The sequence below is a fragment of the Paenibacillus sp. FSL L8-0158 genome (genome assembly GCF_038592965.1).
Lineage (GTDB): Bacteria > Bacillota > Bacilli > Paenibacillales > Paenibacillaceae > Paenibacillus > Paenibacillus polymyxa_D.
This window is the reverse complement of record NZ_CP151949.1, coordinates 3141388-3166717: the sequence shown is the minus strand read 5'-3', so window position 1 is coordinate 3166717 and position 25330 is coordinate 3141388. Positions and strand designations below refer to the sequence as shown.

The 25330-nt window shown below is 43.8% G+C and carries 26 protein-coding genes; 20 read left to right on the top strand and 6 right to left on the bottom strand.

Annotated elements, in window-relative coordinates; translation table 11 throughout:
* Nucleotides 1-64: 64 nt before the first annotated feature.
* Nucleotides 65-871 carry a polysaccharide deacetylase family protein gene (locus tag NSQ68_RS13675; protein WP_342426259.1) on the bottom strand — a complete coding sequence of 269 codons (807 nt, stop codon included), beginning with the start codon at nucleotides 869-871 and terminating at the stop codon, nucleotides 65-67.
* Nucleotides 872-1176: 305 nt separating this feature from the next.
* Here NSQ68_RS13675 and NSQ68_RS13670 point away from each other — a divergent pair, with 305 nt between their 5' ends.
* The 5 genes from NSQ68_RS13670 (at nucleotide 1177) to NSQ68_RS13650 (ending at nucleotide 4795) form a co-directional block, all read left to right on the top strand.
* Complete coding sequence (locus NSQ68_RS13670) at nucleotides 1177-2199, top strand: NADH:flavin oxidoreductase/NADH oxidase (protein WP_342426258.1); 1023 nt, start codon at nucleotides 1177-1179, stop codon at nucleotides 2197-2199.
* An 88-nt stretch (nucleotides 2200-2287) separates the two neighbouring features.
* Nucleotides 2288-2956: a PspA/IM30 family protein gene (locus NSQ68_RS13665; protein WP_010348252.1), complete on the top strand. Its 669-nt coding sequence runs from the start codon at nucleotides 2288-2290 to the stop codon at nucleotides 2954-2956.
* A gap of 131 nt (nucleotides 2957-3087) precedes the next feature.
* The gene (locus NSQ68_RS13660) at nucleotides 3088-3495 is read left to right on the top strand and encodes a DUF350 domain-containing protein (protein WP_013310484.1); all 408 of its coding nucleotides are present in this window, start codon (nucleotides 3088-3090) and stop codon (nucleotides 3493-3495) included.
* Between the two features lie 24 nt (nucleotides 3496-3519).
* Nucleotides 3520-4026 (top strand): DUF4178 domain-containing protein, encoded by a 507-nt coding sequence (locus NSQ68_RS13655; protein ID WP_307345475.1) that lies wholly within the window; start codon nucleotides 3520-3522, stop codon nucleotides 4024-4026.
* A 13-nt stretch (nucleotides 4027-4039) separates the two neighbouring features.
* On the top strand, nucleotides 4040-4795 hold the full coding sequence (locus NSQ68_RS13650; protein ID WP_029517466.1) for a DUF4247 domain-containing protein: 756 nt from the start codon (nucleotides 4040-4042) through the stop codon (nucleotides 4793-4795).
* A 138-nt stretch (nucleotides 4796-4933) separates the two neighbouring features.
* Here the strand turns inward: NSQ68_RS13650 and NSQ68_RS13645 are convergent, their stop codons facing one another.
* Complete coding sequence (locus NSQ68_RS13645; protein WP_013371426.1) at nucleotides 4934-5161, bottom strand: helix-turn-helix transcriptional regulator; 228 nt, start codon at nucleotides 5159-5161, stop codon at nucleotides 4934-4936.
* Between the two features lie 266 nt (nucleotides 5162-5427).
* Between NSQ68_RS13645 and NSQ68_RS13640 the strand changes: the two genes are divergently transcribed.
* From NSQ68_RS13640 to NSQ68_RS13630, 3 genes are all read left to right on the top strand, one after another.
* Nucleotides 5428-6141, top strand: coding sequence for a hypothetical protein (locus tag NSQ68_RS13640; RefSeq protein ID WP_307345471.1), 714 nt, complete (start codon nucleotides 5428-5430; stop codon nucleotides 6139-6141).
* Between the two features lie 471 nt (nucleotides 6142-6612).
* Complete coding sequence (locus tag NSQ68_RS13635) at nucleotides 6613-6744, top strand: hypothetical protein (RefSeq protein WP_307345469.1); 132 nt, start codon at nucleotides 6613-6615, stop codon at nucleotides 6742-6744.
* A 5-nt stretch (nucleotides 6745-6749) separates the two neighbouring features.
* Nucleotides 6750-7484 carry a hypothetical protein gene (locus tag NSQ68_RS13630; RefSeq protein WP_342426257.1) on the top strand — a complete coding sequence of 245 codons (735 nt, stop codon included), beginning with the start codon at nucleotides 6750-6752 and terminating at the stop codon, nucleotides 7482-7484.
* Nucleotides 7485-7753: 269 nt separating this feature from the next.
* Here the strand turns inward: NSQ68_RS13630 and NSQ68_RS13625 are convergent, their stop codons facing one another.
* The gene (locus NSQ68_RS13625; protein WP_016820733.1) at nucleotides 7754-7969 is read right to left on the bottom strand and encodes a helix-turn-helix transcriptional regulator; all 216 of its coding nucleotides are present in this window, start codon (nucleotides 7967-7969) and stop codon (nucleotides 7754-7756) included.
* An 87-nt stretch (nucleotides 7970-8056) separates the two neighbouring features.
* Between NSQ68_RS13625 and NSQ68_RS13620 the strand changes: the two genes are divergently transcribed.
* The 3 genes from NSQ68_RS13620 (at nucleotide 8057) to mobB (ending at nucleotide 10314) form a co-directional block, all read left to right on the top strand.
* Nucleotides 8057-8296 carry a helix-turn-helix transcriptional regulator gene (locus NSQ68_RS13620; RefSeq protein WP_342426256.1) on the top strand — a complete coding sequence of 80 codons (240 nt, stop codon included), beginning with the start codon at nucleotides 8057-8059 and terminating at the stop codon, nucleotides 8294-8296.
* A gap of 195 nt (nucleotides 8297-8491) precedes the next feature.
* Nucleotides 8492-9769, top strand: a complete 1278-nt coding sequence (gene glp, locus NSQ68_RS13615; RefSeq protein WP_342426255.1) for a gephyrin-like molybdotransferase Glp — start codon at nucleotides 8492-8494, stop codon at nucleotides 9767-9769.
* Nucleotides 9766-10314 carry a molybdopterin-guanine dinucleotide biosynthesis protein B gene (gene mobB, locus NSQ68_RS13610; protein WP_342426254.1) on the top strand — a complete coding sequence of 183 codons (549 nt, stop codon included), beginning with the start codon at nucleotides 9766-9768 and terminating at the stop codon, nucleotides 10312-10314. The genes glp and mobB overlap by 4 nt, the downstream gene beginning before the upstream one ends.
* Before the next feature lie 4 nt (nucleotides 10315-10318).
* Here mobB and xerS read toward each other — a convergent pair whose 3' ends face one another.
* Complete coding sequence (gene xerS / locus NSQ68_RS13605; protein ID WP_307345441.1) at nucleotides 10319-11419, bottom strand: tyrosine recombinase XerS; 1101 nt, start codon at nucleotides 11417-11419, stop codon at nucleotides 10319-10321.
* A gap of 116 nt (nucleotides 11420-11535) precedes the next feature.
* Between xerS and NSQ68_RS13600 the strand changes: the two genes are divergently transcribed.
* From NSQ68_RS13600 to NSQ68_RS13590, 3 genes are all read left to right on the top strand, one after another.
* Nucleotides 11536-12045, top strand: coding sequence for a GNAT family N-acetyltransferase (locus tag NSQ68_RS13600; protein WP_029517475.1), 510 nt, complete (start codon nucleotides 11536-11538; stop codon nucleotides 12043-12045).
* Between the two features lie 169 nt (nucleotides 12046-12214).
* Nucleotides 12215-13387: a M20 family metallopeptidase gene (locus NSQ68_RS13595; RefSeq protein ID WP_342426253.1), complete on the top strand. Its 1173-nt coding sequence runs from the start codon at nucleotides 12215-12217 to the stop codon at nucleotides 13385-13387.
* 483 nt (nucleotides 13388-13870) lie between these two features.
* Complete coding sequence (locus tag NSQ68_RS13590) at nucleotides 13871-16942, top strand: X2-like carbohydrate binding domain-containing protein (RefSeq protein ID WP_342426252.1); 3072 nt, start codon at nucleotides 13871-13873, stop codon at nucleotides 16940-16942.
* A 344-nt stretch (nucleotides 16943-17286) separates the two neighbouring features.
* Here the strand turns inward: NSQ68_RS13590 and NSQ68_RS13585 are convergent, their stop codons facing one another.
* On the bottom strand, nucleotides 17287-18204 hold the full coding sequence (locus NSQ68_RS13585; RefSeq protein WP_342426251.1) for an AEC family transporter: 918 nt from the start codon (nucleotides 18202-18204) through the stop codon (nucleotides 17287-17289).
* A gap of 251 nt (nucleotides 18205-18455) precedes the next feature.
* Here NSQ68_RS13585 and NSQ68_RS13580 point away from each other — a divergent pair, with 251 nt between their 5' ends.
* Entirely contained in the window at nucleotides 18456-19457 is a 1002-nt protein-coding gene (locus tag NSQ68_RS13580) for a copper amine oxidase N-terminal domain-containing protein (protein ID WP_342426250.1), read from the top strand.
* Between the two features lie 197 nt (nucleotides 19458-19654).
* Entirely contained in the window at nucleotides 19655-20443 is a 789-nt protein-coding gene (locus tag NSQ68_RS13575; protein ID WP_342426249.1) for an SDR family oxidoreductase, read from the top strand.
* Nucleotides 20444-20536: 93 nt separating this feature from the next.
* Here NSQ68_RS13575 and NSQ68_RS13570 read toward each other — a convergent pair whose 3' ends face one another.
* Nucleotides 20537-21265, bottom strand: coding sequence for a DsbA family oxidoreductase (locus NSQ68_RS13570; RefSeq protein WP_342426248.1), 729 nt, complete (start codon nucleotides 21263-21265; stop codon nucleotides 20537-20539).
* Between the two features lie 216 nt (nucleotides 21266-21481).
* Here NSQ68_RS13570 and NSQ68_RS13565 point away from each other — a divergent pair, with 216 nt between their 5' ends.
* From NSQ68_RS13565 to NSQ68_RS13550, 4 genes are read left to right on the top strand one after another with little or no spacing between them, the layout of a single operon-like run.
* Nucleotides 21482-22510: a LacI family DNA-binding transcriptional regulator gene (locus NSQ68_RS13565; RefSeq protein WP_342426247.1), complete on the top strand. Its 1029-nt coding sequence runs from the start codon at nucleotides 21482-21484 to the stop codon at nucleotides 22508-22510.
* Nucleotides 22503-23381 (top strand): ribokinase, encoded by an 879-nt coding sequence (gene rbsK, locus NSQ68_RS13560; RefSeq protein ID WP_342426246.1) that lies wholly within the window; start codon nucleotides 22503-22505, stop codon nucleotides 23379-23381. The genes NSQ68_RS13565 and rbsK overlap by 8 nt, the downstream gene beginning before the upstream one ends.
* A 1-nt stretch (nucleotide 23382) precedes the next feature.
* The gene (rbsD, locus tag NSQ68_RS13555) at nucleotides 23383-23817 is read left to right on the top strand and encodes a D-ribose pyranase (protein ID WP_342426245.1); all 435 of its coding nucleotides are present in this window, start codon (nucleotides 23383-23385) and stop codon (nucleotides 23815-23817) included.
* A 30-nt stretch (nucleotides 23818-23847) separates the two neighbouring features.
* The gene (locus tag NSQ68_RS13550) at nucleotides 23848-25329 is read left to right on the top strand and encodes a sugar ABC transporter ATP-binding protein (RefSeq protein ID WP_342426244.1); all 1482 of its coding nucleotides are present in this window, start codon (nucleotides 23848-23850) and stop codon (nucleotides 25327-25329) included.
* Nucleotide 25330: the final 1 nt, after the last annotated feature.

Here is a 25330-nt window from a genome sequence, read left to right as displayed (position 1 = left end):
ACTTCTGCTGGTAAGACAGCCTTTTTACGTTGCTTTAGCTTGTACCTCAATCATAAACATATTGTTATTTCCGTTCCGATGTGTGGAGTAGCCGGGGCACTGTCACAAATTTGTAGCCCTTAGCTTTTAGAGAGTGAATTAGACCCGGCAGAGCTTGGACAGTGCCTTGCAAGTTGGAACTTTGACCTCCACCAGCGTGCATTAAAATAATAGAGCCAGGCCCTGTAGCTGGGATCACATTTCGCTGAATTTGTGTTTTACTTAGTCCCTTCCAGTCGAGAGAGTCTACATTCCAGTTGACAATCATGTAGCCATGACGACGTGCCCACTTTATTTGAGGCTCCGTAATTTCACCGTAGGGTGGACGAATCAACTTGGGGCGAAAACCTGCGCTGGCTTGTAAAATACGTTCTGTTTTTGTAATCTGGTTGCGAAAGCGTTCTGGTGTAGCCTTCCTAAAATCCGGGTGAGTATAGGAATGGTTTCCTATAGCATGGCCTTCACGGATAATACGGCGTATGATCTCCGGATGCTTTTCCGCACGGTGACCGACGATGAAAAAGGTGGCTTTGATGCCGTTGGCGTGTAATACGTCCAAAACCTGCGGCGTATACCTAGAATCGGGCACATCATCAAAGGTTAAGGCAATTTGGCGGGTGTGTGGGCCGCACATTTTAAAAATGTCCGCATGTTTTTTACGCAACATTGCTAATGTAGGAGTAGCTCGATCTGTACTCGGATGTACAGAAGAAGCAACAGCTGCTTCCTTGGGATGGGGCGTTCCGATGTTGGGAGGCGCATCCGCGTGAACGGGTAAACTTGAAAATGCTAGTAACAGTGCCAAGCATGGCAACACTCCCCTGTACGGCATATGTATCCCCCCTTTCCGTGCAGTGGTACCTAGTGGTGCTCTCGACTATTATGCACCTGTCCTATTAAAAATATGCTGGTAACCAAGTTAGGCTCATAAACGTCTGGAAAGAAGTCCGCGATGAAATGATTATCAATGAAGATGATGGAGCTAAACGTACATATTCTCTTAAACATGACCGAAAACAGGAGCATTTTCGCAAGTTTTAGCCTTACAACGAATTCGGTATCCCGTGACAGCTGGTGTATAATGGGGATGCAATTCATAATTATACAGACATGGAATTGAAGGAAGGATGGATAAAAGTGACCGACTTGTTTACTCCTTATCAATTAAAGGGGCTCTCTTTAAAAAATCGGATTGTCATGCCCCCGATGTGCCAATTCAGTGTGGAGGCCGAGGATGGAAATCCGACGGATTGGCATCATGTCCATTATGTGAGCCGAGCAGTAGGAGGTACTGGACTTATTATTGTGGAAATGACAGCGGTTCATCCTGATGGACGTATTACGGATCGTGATTTAGGTATTTGGAGTGACGAACATATTCCTGCATATCGTAAGATTGTAGAGGAAGTCCACAAGTATGGTGCCAAAATTGGCATTCAACTAGGCCACGCTGGACGCAAGGCTGAAGATGCTGAGCAACCTGTGGGTCCGTCTTCGATTCCTTTTAGCGAACGCTTTAAAAAGCCGCACGCCTTAAAGACAGCAGAAGTCAGGGAACTGGTTCAGGCATACAAAGAAGGCGCGCGCCGCGCGGTGGAAGCCGGTTTTGATACGATTGAGATACATGGCGCTCACGGCTATCTGATCCATCAATTTCATTCGCCTTTAACAAATACCAGAGAAGATGAATATGGGCAGGATCTGTCACTGTTCGGTGTTGAGGTCATACATGCTGTTAAAGAGGTTCTTCCTGCTGATATGCCTGTGCTTATGCGGATATCTGCCAAAGAATACGTCGAGGATGGATATAATGTGGAATACATAACAGGTGTAGGGGAACGATATCGTGATGCAGGTGTGGACATTTTCCATATCTCTTCTGGTGGTGAGGGTCCAATTGGTTCTGGCGGAGGCCCGTCTGCGCGTGCCGGCTATCAGGTGGATTTGGCTCATACCATCCGTGAAAAGCTGAATGTACCTGTAATTGCTGTTGGATTACTGGATGATTATGAGGACGCCCGTCGGGTTGTTCAGCAAAAAGAAGCTGATCTGGTAGCAATAGGCCGCGCCATGCTGCGTGATCCCTATTGGGCGTTGCATGCATCGCGGGAGCTAAAAGTACAGGCCGACATCCCAGAGCCTTACTTGCGCGGCTTTTAGATAATTTTTGAAACCCTCTTTGCAAAGCTTGCGTAAACATGTGTACAGAGCTTAAAATTTAAGCATTCAACTCTAGGAGGAACTTCACATGTCTATTTTCAAACGATTAAGAGATCTTACGATGTCCAACATTAACGCCATTATTGACAAGGCAGAAGATCCAGTTAAAATGACGGATCAATACATTCGTGATATGCAAGAGGACCTGGAAGATGCAGAGAAAGCGGTAGCCGCTCAAATTGCTATTGAAAAGAGATTCAAACAGCAATACGAAGAACAGGCTGCTTTGGTAAAGAAACGCGAAGAACAGGCACATACCGCTGCAAAAGCACAAAATGTAGATCTGGCCCGTCGCGCGCTGGAAGAAAAGAAATCTGCTGAACAAAAAATGAACGAGTTCAAAGCTGGTTACGAACAGAACAAAGCTGCAGCCGATAATCTGCGTGGCAAGCTGGATGAAATGCGCAGACAGCTGACAGAAATGAAAAACAAGCGCGAGACACTGGTTGCCCGTTATAACGCAGCTAAAGCGCAAACTGAAATTAACAAAGCTATGAACGGTTTTAGCTCTGATACGGCTACTGCCGGATTGAAGCGTATGGAGGAGAAAATGCTGCAAGCAGAAGCACGTGCCGAAGCGAGCAACGAAATGTCTTCTAAGGAAAAATCGTTGGATGAGGAGTTCAAAGAGCTGGATAAGAAAAGCGCCGTGGACGATGAGCTTGCCGCTTTGTTGAAGCAATACGAAAATAAATAAGAACATTTAAGCAGTGCCGCCAAGTATGATTGCTCAGGAAGCGAAGGGGAAACGTTTTCTCCTTCGCTTTTCCCTGCCCGCAGGCGTAAAACATTATATGAAGGTCAAGAAGATGTGGAGGATGGTATGAAATGCATTTTTTAGAAACGATGAAAGCAATGCTTGTATGGACTGGTGCGGGAGCTATTTTGATCTTCGCATTAATGTATGTCGACTCTTTATTTACGAAGTATAAAGATTTTGCCGAAGTGAAAGCTGGAAATATGGCCGTAACGGTACGAATGATTATGAAGCTGGTTGCACAGGGCTATATTTTGTCAGGCTCTATCGCTACAGCTAATAATTTGCTCGAAGCGCTTGTGTATTCTGTGATCGCTTTTGTCATCCTGCTTGTTTTGGAAGTTATTGTACGTCTGCTGTTGCGGTACTGGGCCCAGTTTGATCTGGATAAAGGTACACAGGAAGGTAAAATTGGTTTCGGCCTGTTTTCAGGAGCGCTGCATCTGGTTGGCGCCTTGATCATTACAGCATGCTTCTAGGCTAAGAAAGGCAGGAATATAACCATGAGTGTTTGGAAACGAATTTCAAATCTATTTGCTAAGCCAGAGCCGCCAAAAGCAGAGAAAAGCATGCTTCACTTAAATCCAGGTGATATCTGTGAAGTTTCGCTTGTCACCTATGAAGTGGTAGGTCGTGTACATAATCGTGCCCGGAATGCCGTTGTTTTGACGCTTCAGGATGGTAATCAAATCAGTTATCTTCATATAGAGGAACGGGAAACACTACAATTCGGACTATATCAGGCCATCGACGGCAGACTTGACAACCCCGAGGAAGTGCCGACCATTTTAGAGCTGGATGATACAACGTATCATTTAGAGGAGCAGTATTCTGGGCAAGTTACTGTCATGGGCCGTGCTCCTTTCCGACAGGGTGGAGAGCAGCATGTTTGGCAGTACCAGTCTGATAATTACCATCTGTTGCGAGTAGAGTGGCAGGACGGTCGCTTTATGCTTTATGAAGGAGAAGAAGTGATTACCGGAGACGTCAAGGTTATTCGGGCAAGCTAGGAGAGGGTTACACATGAGCAAACGCACCTGGCAGTATGCATTAAAGGTCTTTGTGGCGCTGAGCTTGTTCGTATCCGTGTTAAGCGGCTGCGGCGCGCCAAGTGTAAAGGATACGTATCCGCTGGAATCGGTTAGTGGCAGCGGAAATTCAACCTCGTATGTATACCGGGCAGCTGGCAAGACAGTCCCGGAAGTAGCGGAGGAATTGAAAGAACAGCGTACACCGGAACAAATGTCACCGCAGAGCAATGAGCGGATGTTTCTGGTATATAGCGATGAGTGGTACCATTTGCAGCAAGATCCAGCTAAGAAGGAAGATACACTCATTGAAATTGATAGTAAAAAGTATGTCGAACAAAATTACAGTTCAAGCTTTCTAAAAGGATACTTAACCGCAACTGTGCTGGATGCTCTGTTTGATTCCTTGCGTGGTTCAGGCTCCTATCGGGGCTACTCCAGCAGAGATGTATACCGACCTTCTCAGGGCCAATATCGTGCTCCTACAGTGCAGGAGAAAAAGGCGATTCCGCCGATTACGGTGGAGCGGAAAGGTTCGGTTACCCGTAGAGGGAAGAACTCGGATTCTAGCGTTGGGTCAAGCGGAAGTTTGTTCGACAGAGGGTCCAGCAGTTCACCGAGCAGAGGCTCGATTTCACGTGACCGGAGCGACAGCGGCGGTTCCAGCATATTTGATTCGCCGCGTAAATCTTATAGTAAGCCCAAAACACGTAGCGGTTCAGGTAAAATAAGCCGACGAAGTCGACGATAATGGGTAATATTATATTTTCTTCTAAAGTTGTTTGCGGAACTGTGGAGCTGTTGCACAGTTCCTTTTTTGTAGTTTGATATAACCTAAGTGAATTGAACGGTGCTCCCTCACTTCGATTTTATTGCCGTCTGCTTTGACCTACACTTGATCAGAGCTTATGTGTTCAATACCATCGTCTTCAATAATGTTGCTTTTTTTGATATGGAGATGACGAGCTATCTTTTCTATAGCACCCATCCGTGGTTCAGAAAGTCCGCTCTCCCAAGCTGAAATTGCTTTATTGGTAACCCCAGCGATCTCAGCAAGCTCTTGTTGAGTCAAATGATATTTTATACGTAATTTTTTAAAATTGTCACTTAAAGCCACTATAATCCCTCCGCCCCAAATTAAGTAGATTATAACCTTGATATCGAAAAAAAACCAACATAATACATTAGCAAAAGCAACGTCGCTCACTTGGGGTGACTTTTTTTGTTAGCATGAATGGGTGTCGAGTTTGAAGAAGAAAGCCAGGGGAAGAAAATTTCACCTCATATTTATACAAAAAATTCCAATTTACTAGATTATTTCATTGCCACATCTATTAGTAAAATATACAATTACATCAGGCGAAATAGGAGGATGATGTAACTGTGTTATCTGCTTTTTTATATATTTTACTTGGTTTTTTCGATGCTTTAGCGGCAGTTACTCTGGTCTTGAAGCTTTATATGCTCCCCGTGTGGGAAAATCGAAGAAAAATACTTCTCTATGCAATTGGCATAACTTTGTTTTCCTTTCTCATGAGAGAAGTAATAGGCATGCCTAAATTAGATTTTCCGCTTCAGTATTTGTTAATGGTTCTCTTTTTAAGATTTGGTTTAGGGATCAAAACATATCTTGCGGCTTTTTCTGCTGGTTCCGGTCTTACAGCTTACATTAACCTACAGCTATTTGTATATATATTTGCAAACTTTTTCGGAGTAGCACAACCAGGTGTTATAAGTGATACAGCTGGCTCTTCTATATACGTTATACAGTTGTCTTCCATCCTTACTGCGTACTTTATTTCTTTTGTGATGGGGAAATATAACTTTGGATTCTCATTTATCATTCAACCCTCACATGATTTTTTGAAAGGTGAAAATTACCTAGCATCCCTAAATAAAATGTTCATTATAGGGTCCCTAATATCATTTGTCACTATTTTTGTTACTTTGTATATGCTCTATAACTCCATAACGATAGGATTACTTTCCATCTCATTACTAACTTTTGGAATATCGTACTTCTTATCAGAGAAAGGAGATTACGAGGATGCTAGAAACGCTATCGAGGCACATCGCATCAGAAATAAAGAAAGCTGATCCTGATGGACCCACAAGTGTTGAAGTGATGGAGTATGCGATTGGTATAAAAATTACCGAAATTTCAGCAGTGCTCATGGTCGCAGTTATAGGATGGATAACAGGACATTTTTTGGGGGCATTATTAGCCCTGCTTACAATCATGCTTGTGAGGAGATTTTCAGGAGGGGTACACTTCAGCAACCTTACACTTTGTGTCTGTTTTACAACGGCAATATGTGTAACTATACCCTTCATTTTTTTGAATTTATCAACGAGTTTGATTATAAACGCTTGTTCATTACTCGTATTTGTAGTTTATGCTCCCAATCATTTTATTTATATCCATAAGACCAAATACCACAAATACTATAAAACGGTATGTATTTTGGTTTGCACATTAAATTTTTTTATACAATCACACATAATATGTTTAGCTTTAGCTATACAAGCATTCAGTATCCTACCTTTATGGAAAGGAGGTGAGCGAAAATGGATAAGAAATTGGCGAGAGCTTTAAATATCAGCCTTGGGAAATACGCTAACGAATCTACCAAAAAAGAAAAAACAATATTTGGCGCTAAACCGGTACCAGCTGAGCTGAAGAAAAAAGAAAAGAACTGAATTTAATGGAAGAGGAAAAGCGAATCCTAGCCACTCAATTGCTTGATGACAATTCACTTGGAGATTGCTCTTTTTTTTGTGAAAATCACCTTGTTGCGATTGAATTGTGGAAGCCTAAAAGCAATTATCATATCCCGCTTTTTCATACTTCTCATGGTAGATTTACTGTTCCTACCACCCTCCATGAATGTTCTGTAGGCTTACCCACTTTTTGCAATTTGGACGGATCTAATTTGGTTAACATAACACAAGTGGACAAGATCGTTACGGGAGATTATGGAGGGGGGCAGGTTGTTTTTAAAAATCATGATATTAAGGAAAGTATAAATTCAGCAAATTTATCTCGGTGGAAACAAATATATGCAGATGCAATGAATGCCGATAGAGAAATTCGTTATATTTTCGGATCGGAAATTAAGGTAGTGGGTAAGGCAGCAGTGAGCGGTTTTTTTAAGGTAATGAATATGCATAGTGTGGATATGTGGGAACCTAAAAAAAATTACTATGTCCCGCGTTTCAACTCTGGAGATCGTTCTTATACAATCGGGCTAACCGTACAGGCTTGCAGGGAAGCTTTTCCGTATCTATATCCAGCTTATAAAGATACCCTGATCAATCTCGACTTAGTTTGTGAGATTGAGTCTAACGCATTTGGAGGTCTAGTACGATTCGAAGGATCTGACTTCACTTGCTCTATGTCTCATAATAAGCTTAAAGCGCTTAGGAAATTGTGGAAATGACCCATGAAAATTCAGGGGTCATTTTTGCTAGCATATTTAAATGAATAAGTCAATAATCAGTTAGACTAGGATAAGCCGGATAATTTCGATTTAATTCGACATATTTCCCGTTTTTAATCATTTTCCATGTGATAAAATTGATTATGAAAAAAATAACAATCTTTTAAATCAAAGTATAAACAATCTACATAAAAGAAAAGGAGGGTAAAAGCAGGATATATAATGTAAATGCCGGCATTTACAATCGGCCCGAAGGAAATGCCTGTTTGTCAGGCAAGTTCCCACTCATATAAGTCCTCAGCTTTACATTCCAATATCCTAGAAATGAGGACTGCCGCCTCGAATGACATTTTGTCACGTCCCGCGATCCAGTTGGATATTTGTTGCCGCGAATATCCAGTTCGTCGGGCGAGCCAAGATTGAGTGCGTCCATGAGATTTGAGCTCCTCTTTCAAAAGGCATTTCCCCCGAGTAAGTTTTTGCACCTTACTTGCTCCTAACAGGGGAAAGTGTTTCGTTCAGAGTATACAGGTAAATTACTTTTTTATCAATTATATTGTGGAGTTGATTGGATGGTCGCAGATAAAAATAAAAATGTAACTTGCACTAGCTTTTATACAATAAAGATGGCACGACTCGCTTCAGGATATAGTGAGTTAATAGCTTGCAATATACTTGGTATGTCAATGAATGAATTAAAACATATAGAGGAAGATTCATCCGATTTAACAATAGCTCGAGCACAGCAAATGTCCTCGTTATATGAGGTTTCAATAGATTCAATCTATTTCGGAAAAATTAATATAAACTAATAAAATAGAGAAATGACCGGATGATACGCAAAATTAAAAACTGAAATCTACCAAAAACAGCCGCGATATGATATCCAGGCTGTTTTTTGGCGGATAAAGACTTGGAGCAATTCAATAAATACCGTTCGGATTTGCCAGATAACGGTTTTAGCGTTATAACAGAAAGAGGGCATTTTAGAAGAACGGAGTGAAAATATGAATCATACATCATTAAATGCAGAAAAATTCCAGCGTAAAGCAGTTCAGGTGGAAGAGGCACAAAGCAGGATAGCTAGTCATGTTAAACAGGGTGAAAGGGAAGACGTAGAGCTGGAGCAGGCGCATGGACGTTATTTGGCGATGGATTTGACCGCACCACACCCGTATCCTCGTTTTCGCCGTTCAGGTATGGACGGTTATGCGATCCTTGGCTCGGACACCGAAGTGTGCTCGTCCGGTCAGGAAATCTGGCTGCATGTAATTGATGAAATTCCATGTGGCACCGTATCGGACAAGCGGGTGGAGACTGGAATGGCTGCCCGCATCATGACAGGAGCGCAATTACCTGAAGGAGCGGACACGGTTGTCATGCTGGAAGCGACACAGCTGCGTGAGGAAAATGGACAGACATATGTCGGCTTGAAGAAGCGTATAGAAGTTGGCAAAAATGTGACACAGATTGGTCATGAGATTCAGGAAGGTCAGCTTTTGCTTAGTAAGGGAACCTGCCTGGGAGCGGGGCACATCTCGGTACTGGCTACTTTTGGAGTACATCGGGTACCTGTTTACAGGAAGCCAAGGGTGGCCGTTTTTTCTACAGGATCGGAATTACTTGCAGTGGATGAGCCGTTACAACCGGGGAAAATTCGAAACAGTAATACATATATGTTGGCTTCTCAAATCAGAGAGGCAGGAGGAGAGCCGTTCATTTTACAAGCCATTCATGATGATTTGAGCCTTGCCCGTACCTCTGTACGTGAAGCGATAGCTGCCTATGATATCGTGGTCACGAGTGGAGGAGTATCGGTGGGGGATTTTGATATTATGGGTGACCTGGTACGACAGGAAGATGTGAATATGCTGTTCAACAAGGTTACGATGCGTCCAGGAAGTGTGACTACAGCCGCAGTGATTGACGGTAAGCTGTTATTTGCGCTTTCAGGCAACCCTGGTGCGTGCTTTGTAGGCTGTGAGTTGTTTGTACGGCCGACGATCCAAATGATGTTATCTTCGGCACATCCATATTTACAAACCTGGATGGCGAAGTTAGGCGCAGATTATACGAAGGTAAACAACTATACACGCTTTGTACGCAGCTCTTTGGAGATACGTGGTGGGCAAGTATACGCGATTCCTGCGCGAGTAGATGAATCTAGTGTCATGGTGACCATTAAGGACAGCGACTGTCTAATCGTGATTCCTCCCACAACAGAAGGATTACGCGAAGGCGAAGAGGTGCGTGTACTGGTGTTACAAGGTGGACAGGTGACGTGAATACGAAACATCCATTTGTATGTCAAATCGTCGGATTCAAAAATACGGGAAAAACGACCTTTCTCGGAGGATTGATTCGTTATGTGCAGAAGTCAGGTCTACGCGTAGCAGTGATCAAGCATGATGGACATGAATTTGAAATGGATCATGAGGGTACAGATACGTACAAGCACCGACAGGCGGGGGCTGAAGGCGTAGCTATTGTCTCGGCTGGAAGAACAGCTATTTTAGAGGAGAATAGTCAGCCTGTTACCAAGCTGATACGGCATTTTCAGGCCTATGATTGTGTGTTGCTGGAAGGCTTCAAGCAGGAGGATTATCCGAAGTTGGTCATGATGCGAGAGCAGTCGGATGCTCAGCTTACCGGTAAGCTGACAAATGTACAGGGGGTAGCTGTTTGGGAGCATCAAATGGATTGGGCTCAACGTCACTACTCAGATGAAATGATACAAATATTTCCTGCCGAGGCCAACGGACCCGCAGGCCGCTGGCTACTCGAACAGATTCAAAAGCAGATAGAAGGAGCGAGGAACGAGCAGGAGTGAGACATCAATCGGCTGAGTCAGTTAGAGTCTCTACCCGCCGTTCGATCGCCTGAGACATGGTTTTGTCAGTCAGGTGGGCATACACTTCTGTTGTTTCTGTCGAAGCGTGCCCCAGTTGCTCCTTTGTTTTGTAAATATCATTTTGTAAATAATAATCAGTAGCAAAGGAATGACGAAGCTTATGCACGGTAAGGTATGGCTTGCCGAACCGTTTGGCGTACTTGATGATCATTGCCTGAATCGCTCTTTTGGTCATCCGTTTGCCTTCTGTACTCCCGTTAGGACGTGTGACAAAGAGAGCCTTTTCTTTTTTTGGGGCGCGGTAACGGGTATGTCTCAGGGACAAATAAAGTACGAGATCATCTTTGGATTGCTCGCGGAAATACACCGGCGTTTTAAAGGTTTCGTCGTTATTGCCTTTGCGATACACATATAATAATTTATTGTTTATGTCTAAATCATCCAGATTCAGATTGACGATTTCAGATACGCGCAGGCCTGAGTTCAAAATAAGGCTGGCGATACAGGCATCCCGTTCCTTATTTAGTTCATAGGAGTATAGCGCCTGCTTGTTATCGGCTAAATCCTGACCATAGCCTTCATAAATATAACCGATGAATTCAAGCAGTTCTTCCTCTTCCAGTATTTTACCTTTAAGCTTGGCCGCCGTATCCTTGGGTTTATGTATACGCTTGATTTCGACCTTGGCCATAATGTTGCGTTTGAGCAATGGATAAAAATTTTCATCCTCAGCGATCTGACTTAAATAATGAAAAAGCGAACGCAGAGACGATAGCTTACGTGAAATGGTTATACGGGAGTTGGAGCCTTCGCGCTTAGTAGACAGAAATAATCGAAAGCCTGTAATACTGTCCATGTGAAGTGTCTCCAACTCTTCAAGTGTAACTTGGGCATTCGTTTCTCCGGCAGACAAGCCTTCCGAGCGAAGCCATGAAAAGAAAGCTTCGTAATCCCGCACATATTCTAGTAGTGTGGAAGGGGACAGGTCGGGCAGCTTATAATCCATAAATTGCTGCACGTACCATGGTAATCCCGGCATTTTTTCATCTAGTTTGCGCCGGTCGATGATCTTTTGTATATTCATTGGGTTCCACCTCGTCCGGTCATAATATATATGTATTTTAGCATATTTTGAACAGCACTGGATGGGATGTAATTCGAAGTTAAAGAACGGATTGAACCGCCAAGAGAGGTGAAAGTATGGGGTATAATATCAAATCGGAACTGAAGCTGTCTATTAAGAGTGTACCGGAGTCGCAAAAGGACATTATTGTACAGCTCATGCAATTTTATTTATACGATTTTACAGCCTATCTTCGAATTGATGTCACTGAGAAGGGGACATTCCCGGCTTATCCAGACTTGTATCAATATTGGACGAGCGGTGAACAGAAGTTGCCATTTCTGATTTGGAGACAGGATGTTCCTGTGGGCTTTGCACTCGTTGACCGAATGTCCAGCAATCGAGAAGCTGACTACTACATGGCTGAGTTCTTTGTACTTCGTCCTTATCGGCATAATGGGGTTGGGACTTGGGCGGCTCATGAGCTGTTTGGACGTTTTAACGGACGTTGGAAGGTGACCCAAATGAGCACAAATAGGCCGGCACAATCTTTTTGGCGTAAGGTGATTGGAAGCTATACGAAAGGTGAGTACAGGGAACAGACACATCCCGTAAGAGGAAACATTAGTCAGTTTTTCAATACCTGAAAAATTCTAAATAGATAAGTTAGTAATGAAAAAGAGTTGGGGAGAGTATCCTATCGGCTCTTTTTTGTTGTCAATTCAAGTCTTCTATGATAGGAGAGCTACATTCTACAGGCCGTTCATGGTAAGATAAGGATAGAAGTATATAAATTCAATAGGAAAAGAGGGTATTATGCTAGAAAAATGGGTTCAGGAATTAAAAGATGGTGAACAAGAGCTGATTGCGTGGAGAAGACATCTACATCAGCATCCCGAGCTTTCTTTTGAAGAAACGAATACGTCTGCTTTTATCGCCGATCAATTGCGCTCTTTTGGTATTGAGGTAAGAACGAATGTGGGTGGAAACGGCGTGCTCGGGTTTTTAGAAGGCGGTCAGCCAGGTAGAACGATTGCATTTCGTGCTGATTTTGATGCACTTCCCATTCAGGATGAAAAGGATGTGCCTTATAAATCGACCGTTCCGGGTGTTATGCATGCCTGCGGTCATGATGGTCACACGGCTGCGTTACTTGGAGTAGCACGCGTGTTGAGCCATAACCGTGAGGCGTTGAAGGGAAAGCTTGTGTTTATTTTTCAACATGCAGAAGAAAAACCGCCTGGCGGAGCCAAGTTTATGATTGAGGATGGCTGTCTGGATGGGGTAGAGGCGGTATATGGTATTCACCTCGCGTCTGAAATTCCTTTTGGTAAAATTGGATTAAAGAGTGGGCCAGCGATGGCGGCTGTCGACGCGTTTACGATCCAGATCAACGGTAAAGGTGGGCATGGCGCACGACCGCATCAGACGGTGGACTCTATTGTTATCGGCAGCCAAATTGTGAACGGGTTGCAGCAGGTGGTTAGTCGTAGGGTGGACCCTATTGAATCAGCAGTATTAACGATTGGGGTATTTCAAGCTGGAACTGCCTTTAATGTGATTGCAGATAAGGCCAAAATTGAAGGAACCGTACGTACGTTTAATAAGGAAGTGCGTAAGGAAGTCGAGAATGAAATTCGCAGTATCGTTAAGGGGTTGACTGAGGCTTATCATGCCGGATACGAAATGGACTATTTGAATGGCTATCCTTCTTTGGTGAATGCGGAAGCCGAAACGGAGCGTGTACGCGAGCTCATCGGCAGACTGTATGGAGTAGACGCTTTTTTGGATTTGAAGCCGGTCATGGGAGCAGAGGATTTTGCTTATTATTTGGAGCAACGACCAGGAGCCTTCATTCATGTAGGTGCCCGGAATGAGGATGAACGAACGCATTTTGCTCATCACCATCCTCACTTTGATTTTGATGAGCGGGCATTGCTCGTCTCAGGGCATATTTTTTTAGCTCTGGCGCTTGAATACTTGCAATAATATGCATATGTTTATGACTAAAGCCAGTATTAACGGAAGTAATGGAAGCTGGAACCGCGCATAGCGCGGTTTTTTTGTTGTAAATCCAAGTATTTTGACACCCATAAAGAATGAAAATAAAGTAATTAATTCACTATATGAAAAATTCATAATAGAAATAAATAAAAGGTGTTAACTCTGAATGAAGTCTAAACCTCGTACTATAAGCTGCGGAGCAGGAGATAATATCGCATTATCTTGATTTTTCGCACAAGGAAATGAGAAAAAGATGACGAATCTATTGAGCAAGACAACAATGTAAGCGCTAACAAAGCGAATGTTGCACCCTATTTATTGGGATGAATGGGGGTGAGTCTAAGAGAACATTTGTCAGAATTGTGAGAAGCAACGATAACGATAGGACGAATTCAGAATCTGCTGATTACTTTTTATCTCAAAATGACTCGTATATTCAAATGATTATGAAGAAGGAGGTTGAATTCATTGACTAAGGCAAAAAACAGGTTGAAAGTTGCTTGTTTGGCGCTTGTGGTAGCGGGTACTTCCTGGACAGGAATGATAGCGCCGACTCATGCTGCTCCAAGTGACGATTACAGTTGGAAAAGTGTCGTTACGGGTGGAGGTGGTGGTTTTGTACCTGGCATTATTTTTAATGAAACGGAAAAAGACCTGATCTATGCACGGACAGATATTGGAGGGGCTTACCGCTGGAATGCTGCCAATGAGAGTTGGATTCCGCTGACGGATTCTGTGGGCTGGGAGGATTGGAACAAAAATGGTGTCGATGCACTAGCGACAGATCCTGTTGATCCAAATCGTGTATATATAGCTACAGGTACGTATACTAATTCATGGGATAAACAAAACGGGCAAATTATGCGTTCCACCGACAGGGGCAATACGTGGCAGACAACCAAGCTTCCTTTTAAGGTGGGGGGCAATATGCCGGGGCGCTCGATGGGGGAACGTCTGACGATTGATCCAAATAAGAATAATATTTTGTTCTTTGGAGCTCGAAGTGGTAATGGACTATGGAAAAGCTCTGATTTCGGAGTAACTTGGAGCAAGGTGAGCAGCTTCCCAAATCCAGGGACGTATGTACAGGACCCTTCCAATGAATATACCAGCGACATTGTCGGTTTAGCCTGGATCACTTTTGACAAAAAAACAGGCTCTTCCAGTAAAGCAACGCAGACGATCTATGTAGGTGTAGCAGATAAAAAGCAAAGTGTCTATCGCAGTACAGATGGCGGGACAACCTGGTCTGCTATAGCGGGACAGCCTACGGGCTATTTGCCACATCACGGTGTGTTATCACCGGACGGCAATCTGTATATTTCTTATAGCGATGGAGCAGGTCCATATGATGGATTAAAGGGTGAACTGTGGAAATTGAATACAGCCAGCGAGCAGTGGACTAACATTAGCCCCATAGGTAGCAGTAGCGCGGACAACCATTTTGGATATGGTGGACTGACGGTGGATGCCCAGAAGCCAGGTACACTTATGGTTGCTACGTTGAATGCCTGGTGGCCGGATGAAACGATTTACCGCAGCACTGACAGTGGGGCAACCTGGAGTCCTATTTGGGAATTTGATGGTTATCCGTCTCGCAAGCTGAAATATAATCTGGATATAAGTGGTGCGCCTTGGCTGACTTTCAATGCCAACCCTGCTCCACCGGAAGCATCGCCCAAGCTGGGGTGGATGATCGGTGATCTGGAGATAGATCCATTTAATTCAGACCATATGTTGTACGGCACCGGAGCTACGATTTATGGCTCTAAAAATCTGACCAATTGGGATAAAGGCGGGAAGCTGGATATTTCAGTAGCCGCTAAAGGGATAGAGGAAACGGCGATTTTGGACCTGGTGAGCCCTCCAACCGGTGCGCCTTTGGTAAGCGCAGTAGGTGATGTCTCTGGATTCAGACATGACGATTTATTCAAGGCTCCAGCTAAAATGCTGGATAATCCGACCTTTACAAGCAGCGAAAGCATTGATTATGCCGAACTGAACCCTTCCTTTATGGCCCGGGTAGGTAAAGCGGATTACAAAAAAGATCCAAATGCCAAATCCATCGGTTTTTCCAATGATGGCGGAGCCAACTGGTATAAAGCAAATAGCGAGCCTTCGGGTACAGCAGGAGGAGGCAGTATCGCCGTAGCGGCTGATGGTAATGGCTTGCTGTGGAGTACATCAGACAAAGGTGTGTTTTACTCCAAAACTGGCGGCAACTCATGGACAGTAAGCACAGGGATTCCAGCAAATGCAAAGATCGTCTCTGACCGAGTGAACCCTAATAAATATTACGCATTTGCCTCCGGGAAAATATATGTGAGCACCAATGGAGGCGTATCCTTTACGCCTTCAGCGGTAACTGGCTTACCGACAGCAGGCAATGCTGATATTGATGCTGTACGAGGAGCAGAAGGAGATGTGTGGTTAGCCGGAGGCTCCGAGGATGGGGGGCCATATGGTTTATGGCATTCCAAAGATTCCGGCGCTACGTTCACCAAGCTCTCTAATGTGCAGGAAGCGGATTTTGTAGGCTTTGGCAAGGCAGCGCCGAACCGCACGAATGCAGCGGTATTTATCGTTGGTAAAATTGATGGTACACGTGGATTTTACCGATCGGACGATGCTGGTGCAAACTGGGCGCGCATTAATGATGACAAACATCAATATGCTCGAGTGACCAAAATTATTGGGGACCCACGGGTTTATGGACGTGCTTATCTGGGAACGAATGGCCGCGGCATTATGGTGGCAGATCGTGTGGGTGGTGATCAGCCATCTACCGGACAAGCAAGTATTACACCAACGACTGCAACCTATGGAGTGAATAACAGCAATACGGATATTACTGTCAAGCTAACACTTAACGGCAATACGCTAGAAGCTATCAAGCAGGGGAATATGGTGTTGAACAAAGGTGAAGATTATACGCTTAGTGAGGAAACAGTCGTTCTTACCAACAAGTATTTATCTAAACTTCCTAAAGGAGAGACAGCACTAAACTTCCATTTTAGTACAGGCAATGATGCATTGTTTACGATTACGGTGAAAGGAGATACGCCAGGTGAGCCGGGAACAGGCGAGGGCGTTCTGAAGGTGCAAACCTTCAATGGGAATGTATCCGCCACAAGCAATACAATCAGTTCCAAATTTAAGATAACCAATACGGGAACCTCATCCATTTCCCTAGCAGACGTGACATTGCGTTATTATTACACCATTAACGGGGAGAAAACACAAAATTTCTTCACGGATTGGTCGAGCGCCGGTACAGGGAATGTGATTGCTAGCTTCAAAACATTATCCAATGCGAAGCCAGGGGCAGATTCTTATGCAGAAATTGGGTTTAAATCGGCTGCGGGTTCTTTAGAGCCTGGTCAAAGTGTGGATTTGCAAACCCGGATATCCAAAGAGGACTGGAGCAGTTACACACAGACCGATGATTATTCATTTAATCCTACAGCAAACAGTTTACAAGATTCTGATAAAATAACCGCTTATCTGTCTGGAAGCAAGCAATGGGGAATTGAGCCCTAAACCTTAATAAGGATAATCCTAAGTCAGCCACTCTAATGAGTGAGCTGGCTTTATTTTTGACGATCTTGTTGTCCCGCATTCTTTTTTCGGGGAAAAAGCAACGACAAGTTGAAAACAGCAATAATAGAGATTCAAATTTAAATATATAACTATTTCATTATATGAAAAATTCATAATAGGAAAAAAACTCCTTCTCGCATACAATCTCCACAAAGCAAACACACCACTTTAAGTAGAAAAAAGGAAAACTAATAGGAACATAAGTTTCCTTTATTTCAAAAAAAACGCTCCTGTCTTTAGACAAAAAGCGTCTCTAATCAAATTTTTTATATTTATCATACACCTTAAACAAGATGCCGGGATGCTGAAATTAACAATGTCATCGTAATGACATTCATAATCGTAGAAAGTAATACTGTTTGTGCGGCAAAATCGGGTTCATTTTTATATTCTTCCGCCAAAATACTTGTATTAACGCCGGTAGGCATACCCGATGCAATGAGCAAGGCTTGAGCGGGAATCCCCTTAAGACCCAGCAGCAAGACGAGCATAAAACCGACTAGTGGACCTGCAATCAGGCGTAGTATCATACTGATATACACGGCTGTCCGGCGCAAACGAAAGGGATATTGCACAATTTGTGCTCCCAAAGTAAGCAGAGCCACAGCAACCATCGACTGACTAATATAATTCAAAGGTTCAGCCAGTATATTAGGCAACGGACTATGCAGCAGATTTAGGAGCAAACCTAGCGCAAGTGCATAAGGAACAGGCATTTTTAAAAAATTAATTAATATTTTTCGAGTATTGGCCTTGCCGTTTTGCACAACAAAAGTACCGTATGTAAATGTGACAAAGCTTTGAAAGGTCATAATCAGAGCTTGAACGGAAATGGCCAGCGGATCACCTTTGAACACCAACTGATTGATTGGCAGACCATAATTTCCTGAATTATCTAGCATTACACTGTTTGTAAAAGCTCCACGCATTCCGGGGCTGTATTTCAACGATCTGGCGACGGTAGTGCTGATTACGTACAGAATAGCTATGTACAAGGCATAAAAAAGTGAAACCTCACCCATGAGCATTAAAGAAATTTCCGAGTTATATAGACCCGTAAACACAACTGCGGGGGTGATATAATAAAAATTGATTTTAGCTAAGGTATACAAATCCAGTCGAAAATAATATTGCATGATACAACCAAAACCGATAAGTACAAAAATAGGTAAAACAACGTCCAAAAGAATGGTGCCGAACATGTCTGTTTCATCTTCTTTCTATTATGCGAATGTAAAGGCCGTTTCTTAAAAATGCATGGGCATTTTCTCATTATACTGTGTAAATAGGTTAGGCGCATAATAAAATTTTATAGTGGTTTTGGCAATCTGGACTGCAGCTATAGTGGTGTCTCACACATTAGATAAGAAAAGATAAAAAATCAGCTTAGAGAAGCCGTTAATACATCTAGGGACATTTGAGTCCGGTCTTTACTATAAGGAGGAATCGCATCATGAGAAACACTTGGACAGCTTTACTAGCGTGTATACTGGTCTTGGGATTGACAGCGGGAACCGCTGAAGCCAAGCAGGGACGCGGAAATGATCAGGAGAACAAACAGGAAGCAAAGACGTCTGTTAAAGACGGGAATGAAAAGAGCGGGGAAGAGCTAATCAATCCCCATGACTCAGACAATGATCAGTCCGAAAAACAAAAGGATAAAGCATCCGGTAAAAAGGACGAAAACAGTAAAAAAGACAAACACGCAGAAATCAGAAAAACTGAACCTGTTGCAGTAACGGATGATACATACGGGGAGTCCAAAGACCATAATGGTCACAAGGGACGCAACGGTTACAAGGGCCTGCTTCACGCGGTAGAAAATACGAAGGATAAGCCGGCAGGAGCGGTTATTGCGAATCTGCTGCTTACGAAATACCCGGACCGTTTGACTTCGGAGCAGGTTGCTGAACTTGAATTGATCCGGAATTCTGGTAAAGCACTGACTGAGGCAGCTGAGCTACTGGCTGAAAACGGAAATGTGACAGATGCCGTTTACATGCAGGAGGAGGCGGTACTGGCTAATGTGTCCGATCTGGACAGCTACAAAAAGCTGGGTGAATTCTCGAAGAAGGCAGGACGGCCGTCGGGTATGAAGCTGTTCGTGAATGGTGAAGAATACGATGCCAAACCGATTAACCGCAATGGGACCACACTTGTTCCATTTAGAACAGCTTCCGAAGCTTTGGATGCAAAGGTTTCCTGGGATTCACAAGAAAAGGCTGTTACTGTCACCCGTAATGGCGTGTCCGTCAAATTATTTGTTAATAGTCCGAAAGCATATATAAACGGTCAGCCGTATTCTATCGAACAGCCAGCATCCATAGTGGATGGGACGACAATGGTACCTGTAAGGGTAATCGGAGAGGCCTTGGGGACAAATGTTAAATGGGAGCCTGAGAGCCAGTCCGTTGTCGTATACGAGCAGTCAACAACACCTGCATCAACATCATAACGTGCTGTAACAAACATTTTGTAAACAAAAAGGGCCCCTGACTAAATGTCAGGCCTTTTTGTTTTACTTTGCATGATTGATTTCGTATTCTTTTTAATGGTGAGAAGATAGATAGCCTTATGACACTACCAGGCTATTCGCATTATGTGCTGGTCATGTGTACAATTAAAGAACACTGAGAAAAGGGAGTGTCATAGATGGATTTAGGATTAACGGGAAAAACAGCTTTTGTTGCAGGTTCCAGTAAAGGACTCGGCAAGGCAAGCGCAAGGGAACTGGCACGTGAGGGTGCAAATGTCGTCATTTCAGAACGGAACGAGGCAGAGCTTCAGCGAACGCAGGCGGAATTACTGAAAACAGCGAGTAGCCGAGTTGAATATGTAGTTTGCGATGTAACAAAACCAGAACATATCACTCAGGCCATCCGTCGTACAGTCGATTGGTTTGGCACTGTCGATATTTTAGTTAACAATGCGGGTGGACCACCTGCTGGTACCTTTGATGATTTTACAGATGAAGTGTGGATGCAGGCCTTTGAACAAAATTTACTTAGTCATATCCGGTTGATCCGTGAGGTGTTACCCTATATGAAAAAACAACAAAGCGGTAGGATTTTAAATATTGCTTCTTCCTCAGTTAAGCAGCCAATTCCGGGACTAATCATTTCAAATACGCTACGTACTGGAGTCGCTGGATTGGCGAAAACATTGTCTCTGGAATTAGCTCCTCATAATATTCTGGTACATACTGTAGCACCGGGGAGAATTGCAACCGATCGCGTGCGTAGCTTGGACGAGCATCGAGCTGAGAAAACCCAGCAAACGACGGATCAGGTTCGAAAACAAGCAGAAGAGGGCATTCCATTGGGACGGTATGGAGAGCCTGAAGAGTTCGGTAAAGTTGTTGCTTTTCTGGCGTCTTCAGCTTCATCCTATTTGACAGGGAGCACCATCCTTGTGGATGGCGGAATGATTAAATCATTATAAAATAAAGAAGCGTGCCAGCCTCAGGTTTAATGGGTGCGGGCACGCTTTTGTAAAATTTATTTAGGGAGTTGGAAATGTTCATTCAAGGACTGTTCAGCTCTCGCGGCCTGGAAGCTCACAACCCTCATCGGTACATACACCACCTGTATCCTGTTTGGACGAGCTGCCGCTTATCATGGTGAAAGGTGAGCGTTCATCCCATGCTTTTTGAAGCGCATCATGAAATACTTCCTCCGGCTGGGCACCAGAAACAGCAAATTTTCGATCAAATACAAAGAATGGCACACCCTGTACACCCAACTCAGCGCCTTCGGCTTCATCAGCTCTAACTTCGTCGGTAAAACGGTCACTGGCTAATATAGCAGCAGCTTCCTTTTGATCTAGACCAACTTCAGTAGCCAGCGCTGCCAGCACTTCATGATCCCCTGTATGCTTGCCTTCGATGAAAACAGCCTGGAATAAACGCTCGCTCAGCTCTAGCATTTTGCCTTGTGTTTGAGCCCATAGTGTTAAGCGGTGAGCATCAAGAGAGTTTGTCGGCACCATGGCATGAATATTGTAATCAAGACCCGCAGAGCGTGCGTTTTCGTTCATTCGATCATTCATAGCCTGAGCCTCTTGCAGACTGACGCCATATTTAGCTGATAGTTCTTCATTGATTGTTTTACCACTATCTCTCACAGCATTCGGATTCAATTCAAAACTCTTGAATGTCAATTGAACCTCATCGCGATGTGGGAATTTCTGTAATACTTGCTCCAAACGGCGTTTGCCAATATAACAGAATGGACACATATAGTCAGACCAAACTTCGATATTCATCAGGAAAAGCCTCCATGTATACGTATTTTATTGAGTAACCGGGAGTAGAGTAGTGCTCCCCACTTTAGAATGTGTTTAAAGGTGAAACTCCATTAGTTACAATAAGAATTATAAAGCTAAAGTATCCAACGTGCAAATAATTAATGCTTGTCAAAAAATTAATGCTGTGATATTTTATATGTGTAACCGGTTACACATTGGAGTTGAACTTACACTATGACAACAATTAAAGAAGTCGCCAGCTTTGTAGGAGTTTCCGTAGCAACCGTATCCAGAGTTATTAATGAAACTGGATATGTACACGAGGATACACGGCGAAAGGTTGAGGCTGCTGTGAAGCAGTTAAATTACAAGCCTAATGAAGTTGCACGTTCTTTGTATAAAAAGAAATCCAGATTAATCGGTCTCTTGCTGCCGGATATTACGAACCCTTACTTTCCATTGTTAGCTCGTGGAGTGGAGGATCGAATGCAGGAAAATGATTTTCGGATTATTTTCGGTAATAGTGATGAAGATCGTCAAAAAGAATTGGATTACATGGATACTTTTGTTCAAAATAATGTCGTTGGTGTTATTTCTTCTACCAATGATCCCGATGCCGATTGTTACGCCAAACTGAAGATCCCGGTCGTTTTTCTCGATCGAACTTCCAGTGACAGCCTCTCCGTATATGCGGATGGAGCCCATGGCGGTTGCTTGGCTGCTCAAGAAATGGTTGCCCGCGGCAGCAAACAAATTACAGTCATGCAGGGCCCTGCACATATTCGTCCAGCACAAGACCGTTTTCGCGGGGCGGTTGAAGAGCTTCAGCAATCCGGAATTGCTTACCATGTGGTCGAGACAACGTCCTTTTCGTTCAATGAGGCCGAGTCGTGGGCCAAAGAGCTGTTTAGCAAGTACCCGGATACGGACGGAGTTATCGCAAGTAACGATATCGTGGCTACAGCGGTGATGCATGAGGCACATAGATTAGGAAAGAAAATCCCGGATGATGTTCAAATTATCGGGTTTGATGATATACCATTAAGCAGTTTGTTATTCCCGCCTTTGTCAACGATCCGACAACCTGCTTATGAAATGGGCTGGGAAGCAGCAGGACTACTCATTCAGTTGATTGAGCAGTCACAAGTAACGAAGTCAAGCGTACCTAATCTTCATTCGAAAGTACTTACCTATTCAAGCATACAATTGCCCGTCAAATTTATAGAACGGGAAACGACGAGAAAGGTGGATTATGATGGCTAAAATTTCGATTATCGGAAGCAGTTCTATGGATCTCGTAGTTACTTCGTCCAAACGTCCCGGTGCTGGTGAAACGGTATTGGGTGAAAGCTTTACAACCGTACCTGGAGGTAAAGGAGCCAATCAGGCAGTAGCCGCAGCACGACTCGGAGCAAACGTTACGATGATTGGACGTGTAGGGGATGACCATTTTGGAGAACAGATTTTACGAAATTTTGAAGAAAATCATGTTCATACTGGCTATGTGAAACCGGTTACACATATGGAAAGCGGTACAGCGCATATTGTACTAGCTGAAGGTGATAACAGTATTGTTGTGGTAAAAGCAGCAAATAATGAAGTGACACCCGCCTATGTGGAAGAAGCGCTTGACGTCATCCGAAGTTCGGATATTGTGCTAATTCAACAGGAAATACCAACAGAAACGGTTGTTTACGTAAGCGAGATTTGTGCGAAATACCAGATACCCTTGTTGCTGAACCCAGCCCCGGCTCGTGAAGTGGAAGAAAGCGTAATTGCGAATGCGACCTACATTACGCCAAACGAGCATGAAGCTGCCATTATGTTTAAGGATATGAGCCTGCAAGAAGCGTTGCGTAAATATCCCAACAAGCTGTTTGTGACTGAGGGCAGCAACGGTGTACGATTCTTCGACGGAGAACAGGAAGTCGTGGTTCCTACTTATAAAGTAGAGGCCGTTGATACAACAGGTGCAGGAGATACGTTTAACGCTGCTTTTGCAGTGGCACTGGCCGAAGGAAAATCGCTGGCCGACAGTGTGAAATTTGCTAATCGTGCTGCGTCATTGTCCGTAACCAAATTTGGAGCCCAAGGTGGAATGCCAACCCGTCGTGAAGTGGAGGAGCAAATATAATATGAAGAAACATGGAATCCTAAACAGTCATATATCCAAAATACTGTCGGATCTCGGCCACACTGACTATATTGTCGTGGCTGATGCTGGCTTACCTGTTCCTGAAGGCGTTACCAAAATTGATTTGGCCCTTAAACTGGGTGTTCCATCCTTTCAGGACGTCGTTGATGTCATTGCAGCAGATATGGTGATCGAAAAAGTAACGCTGGCCGAAGAAATCAAACAAGAAAATGAGCAAGCATTACAGTATATTATGCACAACTTTGCAGGGGAGCAATTAGAACAGCCACAGATTAATAAGCAGGCTGCCGTCATTGAGTTTTGCTCTCATGAACAATTCAAGGAGCTGACCCGTTATGCAAAGGCGATCATTCGTACAGGAGAAGCTAAGCCGTATGCCAATTGTATTTTGCAGGCAGGAGTTCATTTTGGATAAATCAGTGTTGAATACAAAGGAGGGTACAGCATGCAGATTCAAATGAAAGGAATTCACAAAGCCTTTGGAACCAATCAGGTACTGAGTGGTGTTCACTTTGATCTTCGTGAAGGAGAAGTACATGCCCTCATGGGTGAAAATGGTGCAGGCAAATCAACGCTGATGAATATTTTAATCGGACTGCATCGGCGAGATGAGGGAACGATCATCATTGACGGCCAGGAAACCTATTTTGCTGACCCCAAAGAAGCGGAGCAAAAAGGAATTGCTTTTATTCATCAGGAACTGAATGTGTGGCCAGAGATGACTGTGCTGGAAAATCTGTTTATCGGCAAGGAAATGACATCCAAGTGGGGCTTACTAGACAGCTCCAAAATGAAAGCGCTAGCAAATGAACAATTCAGCAAGCTTTCGGTAAACCTTCCATTGAACGGTGAAGCAGGCGAGTGTTCAGTGGGTCAACAGCAGATGATTGAAATTGCCAAAGCACTCATGACAGATGCTAAAGTTATCGTGATGGATGAGCCGACAGCCGCCTTAACCGAACGGGAAATTCAGAAGCTGTTCGAGGTTATTACTTCCTTGAAAAAAGACGGTGTTTCGATTGTTTATATTTCACATCGGATGGAGGAAATATTCGCGATCTGTGATCGGATTACCATCATGCGTGACGGGAAAACGGTGGATACTCAGGCGATTCCCGATACGAATTTTGATGAGGTTGTACGGAAAATGGTGGGTAGAGAGCTGACTGAACGCTACCCAGTAAGAACGCCTGCATTGGGAGAAGTGGTGCTGGAGGTCAAAAATGCTTCGCATAAAGGGTTATTTGAAAATGTGAATTTCACTGTACGATCTGGGGAAATTGTAGGTTTTTCAGGCTTGATGGGCTCGGGGCGGACTGAGATCATGCGGGCGTTATTTGGACTGGATGCTTTGGATCGTGGTGAGATTCATGTGCGTGGAAAAAAGGTGTCTATTCGTAAGCCGGATGATGCGGTGAAACTAGGGATTGGCTTCATTACAGAAGACCGGAAAGATGAGGGCTTGGTGCTGGATTTTTCCATCCGGGAAAATATGGTGCTGCCAAATCTCTTCAGCTTTACCTCAAAAGGATTTATATCAGGCAAAAAAGAATTGGATTTTGTTAACACTCTAATTAAGCGCTTACAAATTAAAACCCAATCGGGTGAGACAACGGTTCGCAGTTTGTCAGGTGGTAATCAGCAAAAGGTGGTTATTGCCAAATGGGTAGGTATTGGTCCGAATGTACTCATTCTTGACGAACCGACGAGAGGTGTGGATGTGGGAGCCAAGCGGGAAATCTACCAGTTAATGAACGAGCTGACTGAACGTGGAGTCGCGATTATCATGGTATCCTCGGAACTCCCTGAGGTACTCGGCATGAGCGATCGTATTGTCGTGGTACACGAGGGAAAGATCAGCGGAGAGCTGAGCAGGGAAGAAGCTACACAAGAAAATATTATGACGCTAGCTACAGGAGGACAGTAAT

Excerpts from the sequence above, each read along its gene's own strand:
- NSQ68_RS13655 (WP_307345475.1), top strand. The coding sequence starts at position 3,520 with ATGAGTGTTTGGAAACGAATTTCAAATCTATTTGCTAAGCCAGAGCCG.
- NSQ68_RS13660 (WP_013310484.1), top strand. The coding sequence starts at position 3,088 with ATGCATTTTTTAGAAACGATGAAAGCAATGCTTGTATGGACTGGTGCG.
- NSQ68_RS13665 (WP_010348252.1), top strand. The coding sequence starts at position 2,288 with ATGTCTATTTTCAAACGATTAAGAGATCTTACGATGTCCAACATTAAC.
- NSQ68_RS13650 (WP_029517466.1), top strand. The coding sequence starts at position 4,040 with ATGAGCAAACGCACCTGGCAGTATGCATTAAAGGTCTTTGTGGCGCTG.
- NSQ68_RS13600 (WP_029517475.1), top strand. The coding sequence starts at position 11,536 with ATGGGGTATAATATCAAATCGGAACTGAAGCTGTCTATTAAGAGTGTA.
- rbsD (WP_342426245.1), top strand. The coding sequence starts at position 23,383 with ATGAAGAAACATGGAATCCTAAACAGTCATATATCCAAAATACTGTCG.
- xerS (WP_307345441.1), bottom strand. The coding sequence starts at position 11,419 with ATGAATATACAAAAGATCATCGACCGGCGCAAACTAGATGAAAAAATG.
- NSQ68_RS13575 (WP_342426249.1), top strand. The coding sequence starts at position 19,655 with ATGGATTTAGGATTAACGGGAAAAACAGCTTTTGTTGCAGGTTCCAGT.
- NSQ68_RS13570 (WP_342426248.1), bottom strand. The coding sequence starts at position 21,265 with ATGAATATCGAAGTTTGGTCTGACTATATGTGTCCATTCTGTTATATT.
- NSQ68_RS13550 (WP_342426244.1), top strand. The coding sequence starts at position 23,848 with ATGCAGATTCAAATGAAAGGAATTCACAAAGCCTTTGGAACCAATCAG.
- glp (WP_342426255.1), top strand. The coding sequence starts at position 8,492 with ATGAATCATACATCATTAAATGCAGAAAAATTCCAGCGTAAAGCAGTT.
- NSQ68_RS13630 (WP_342426257.1), top strand. The coding sequence starts at position 6,750 with ATGGAAGAGGAAAAGCGAATCCTAGCCACTCAATTGCTTGATGACAAT.
- NSQ68_RS13585 (WP_342426251.1), bottom strand. The coding sequence starts at position 18,204 with ATGTTCGGCACCATTCTTTTGGACGTTGTTTTACCTATTTTTGTACTT.
- NSQ68_RS13675 (WP_342426259.1), bottom strand. The coding sequence starts at position 871 with ATGCCGTACAGGGGAGTGTTGCCATGCTTGGCACTGTTACTAGCATTT.
- NSQ68_RS13580 (WP_342426250.1), top strand. The coding sequence starts at position 18,456 with ATGAGAAACACTTGGACAGCTTTACTAGCGTGTATACTGGTCTTGGGA.
- NSQ68_RS13595 (WP_342426253.1), top strand. The coding sequence starts at position 12,215 with ATGCTAGAAAAATGGGTTCAGGAATTAAAAGATGGTGAACAAGAGCTG.
- rbsK (WP_342426246.1), top strand. The coding sequence starts at position 22,503 with ATGGCTAAAATTTCGATTATCGGAAGCAGTTCTATGGATCTCGTAGTT.
- NSQ68_RS13565 (WP_342426247.1), top strand. The coding sequence starts at position 21,482 with ATGACAACAATTAAAGAAGTCGCCAGCTTTGTAGGAGTTTCCGTAGCA.
- NSQ68_RS13620 (WP_342426256.1), top strand. The coding sequence starts at position 8,057 with ATGGTCGCAGATAAAAATAAAAATGTAACTTGCACTAGCTTTTATACA.
- NSQ68_RS13635 (WP_307345469.1), top strand. The coding sequence starts at position 6,613 with ATGGATAAGAAATTGGCGAGAGCTTTAAATATCAGCCTTGGGAAATAC.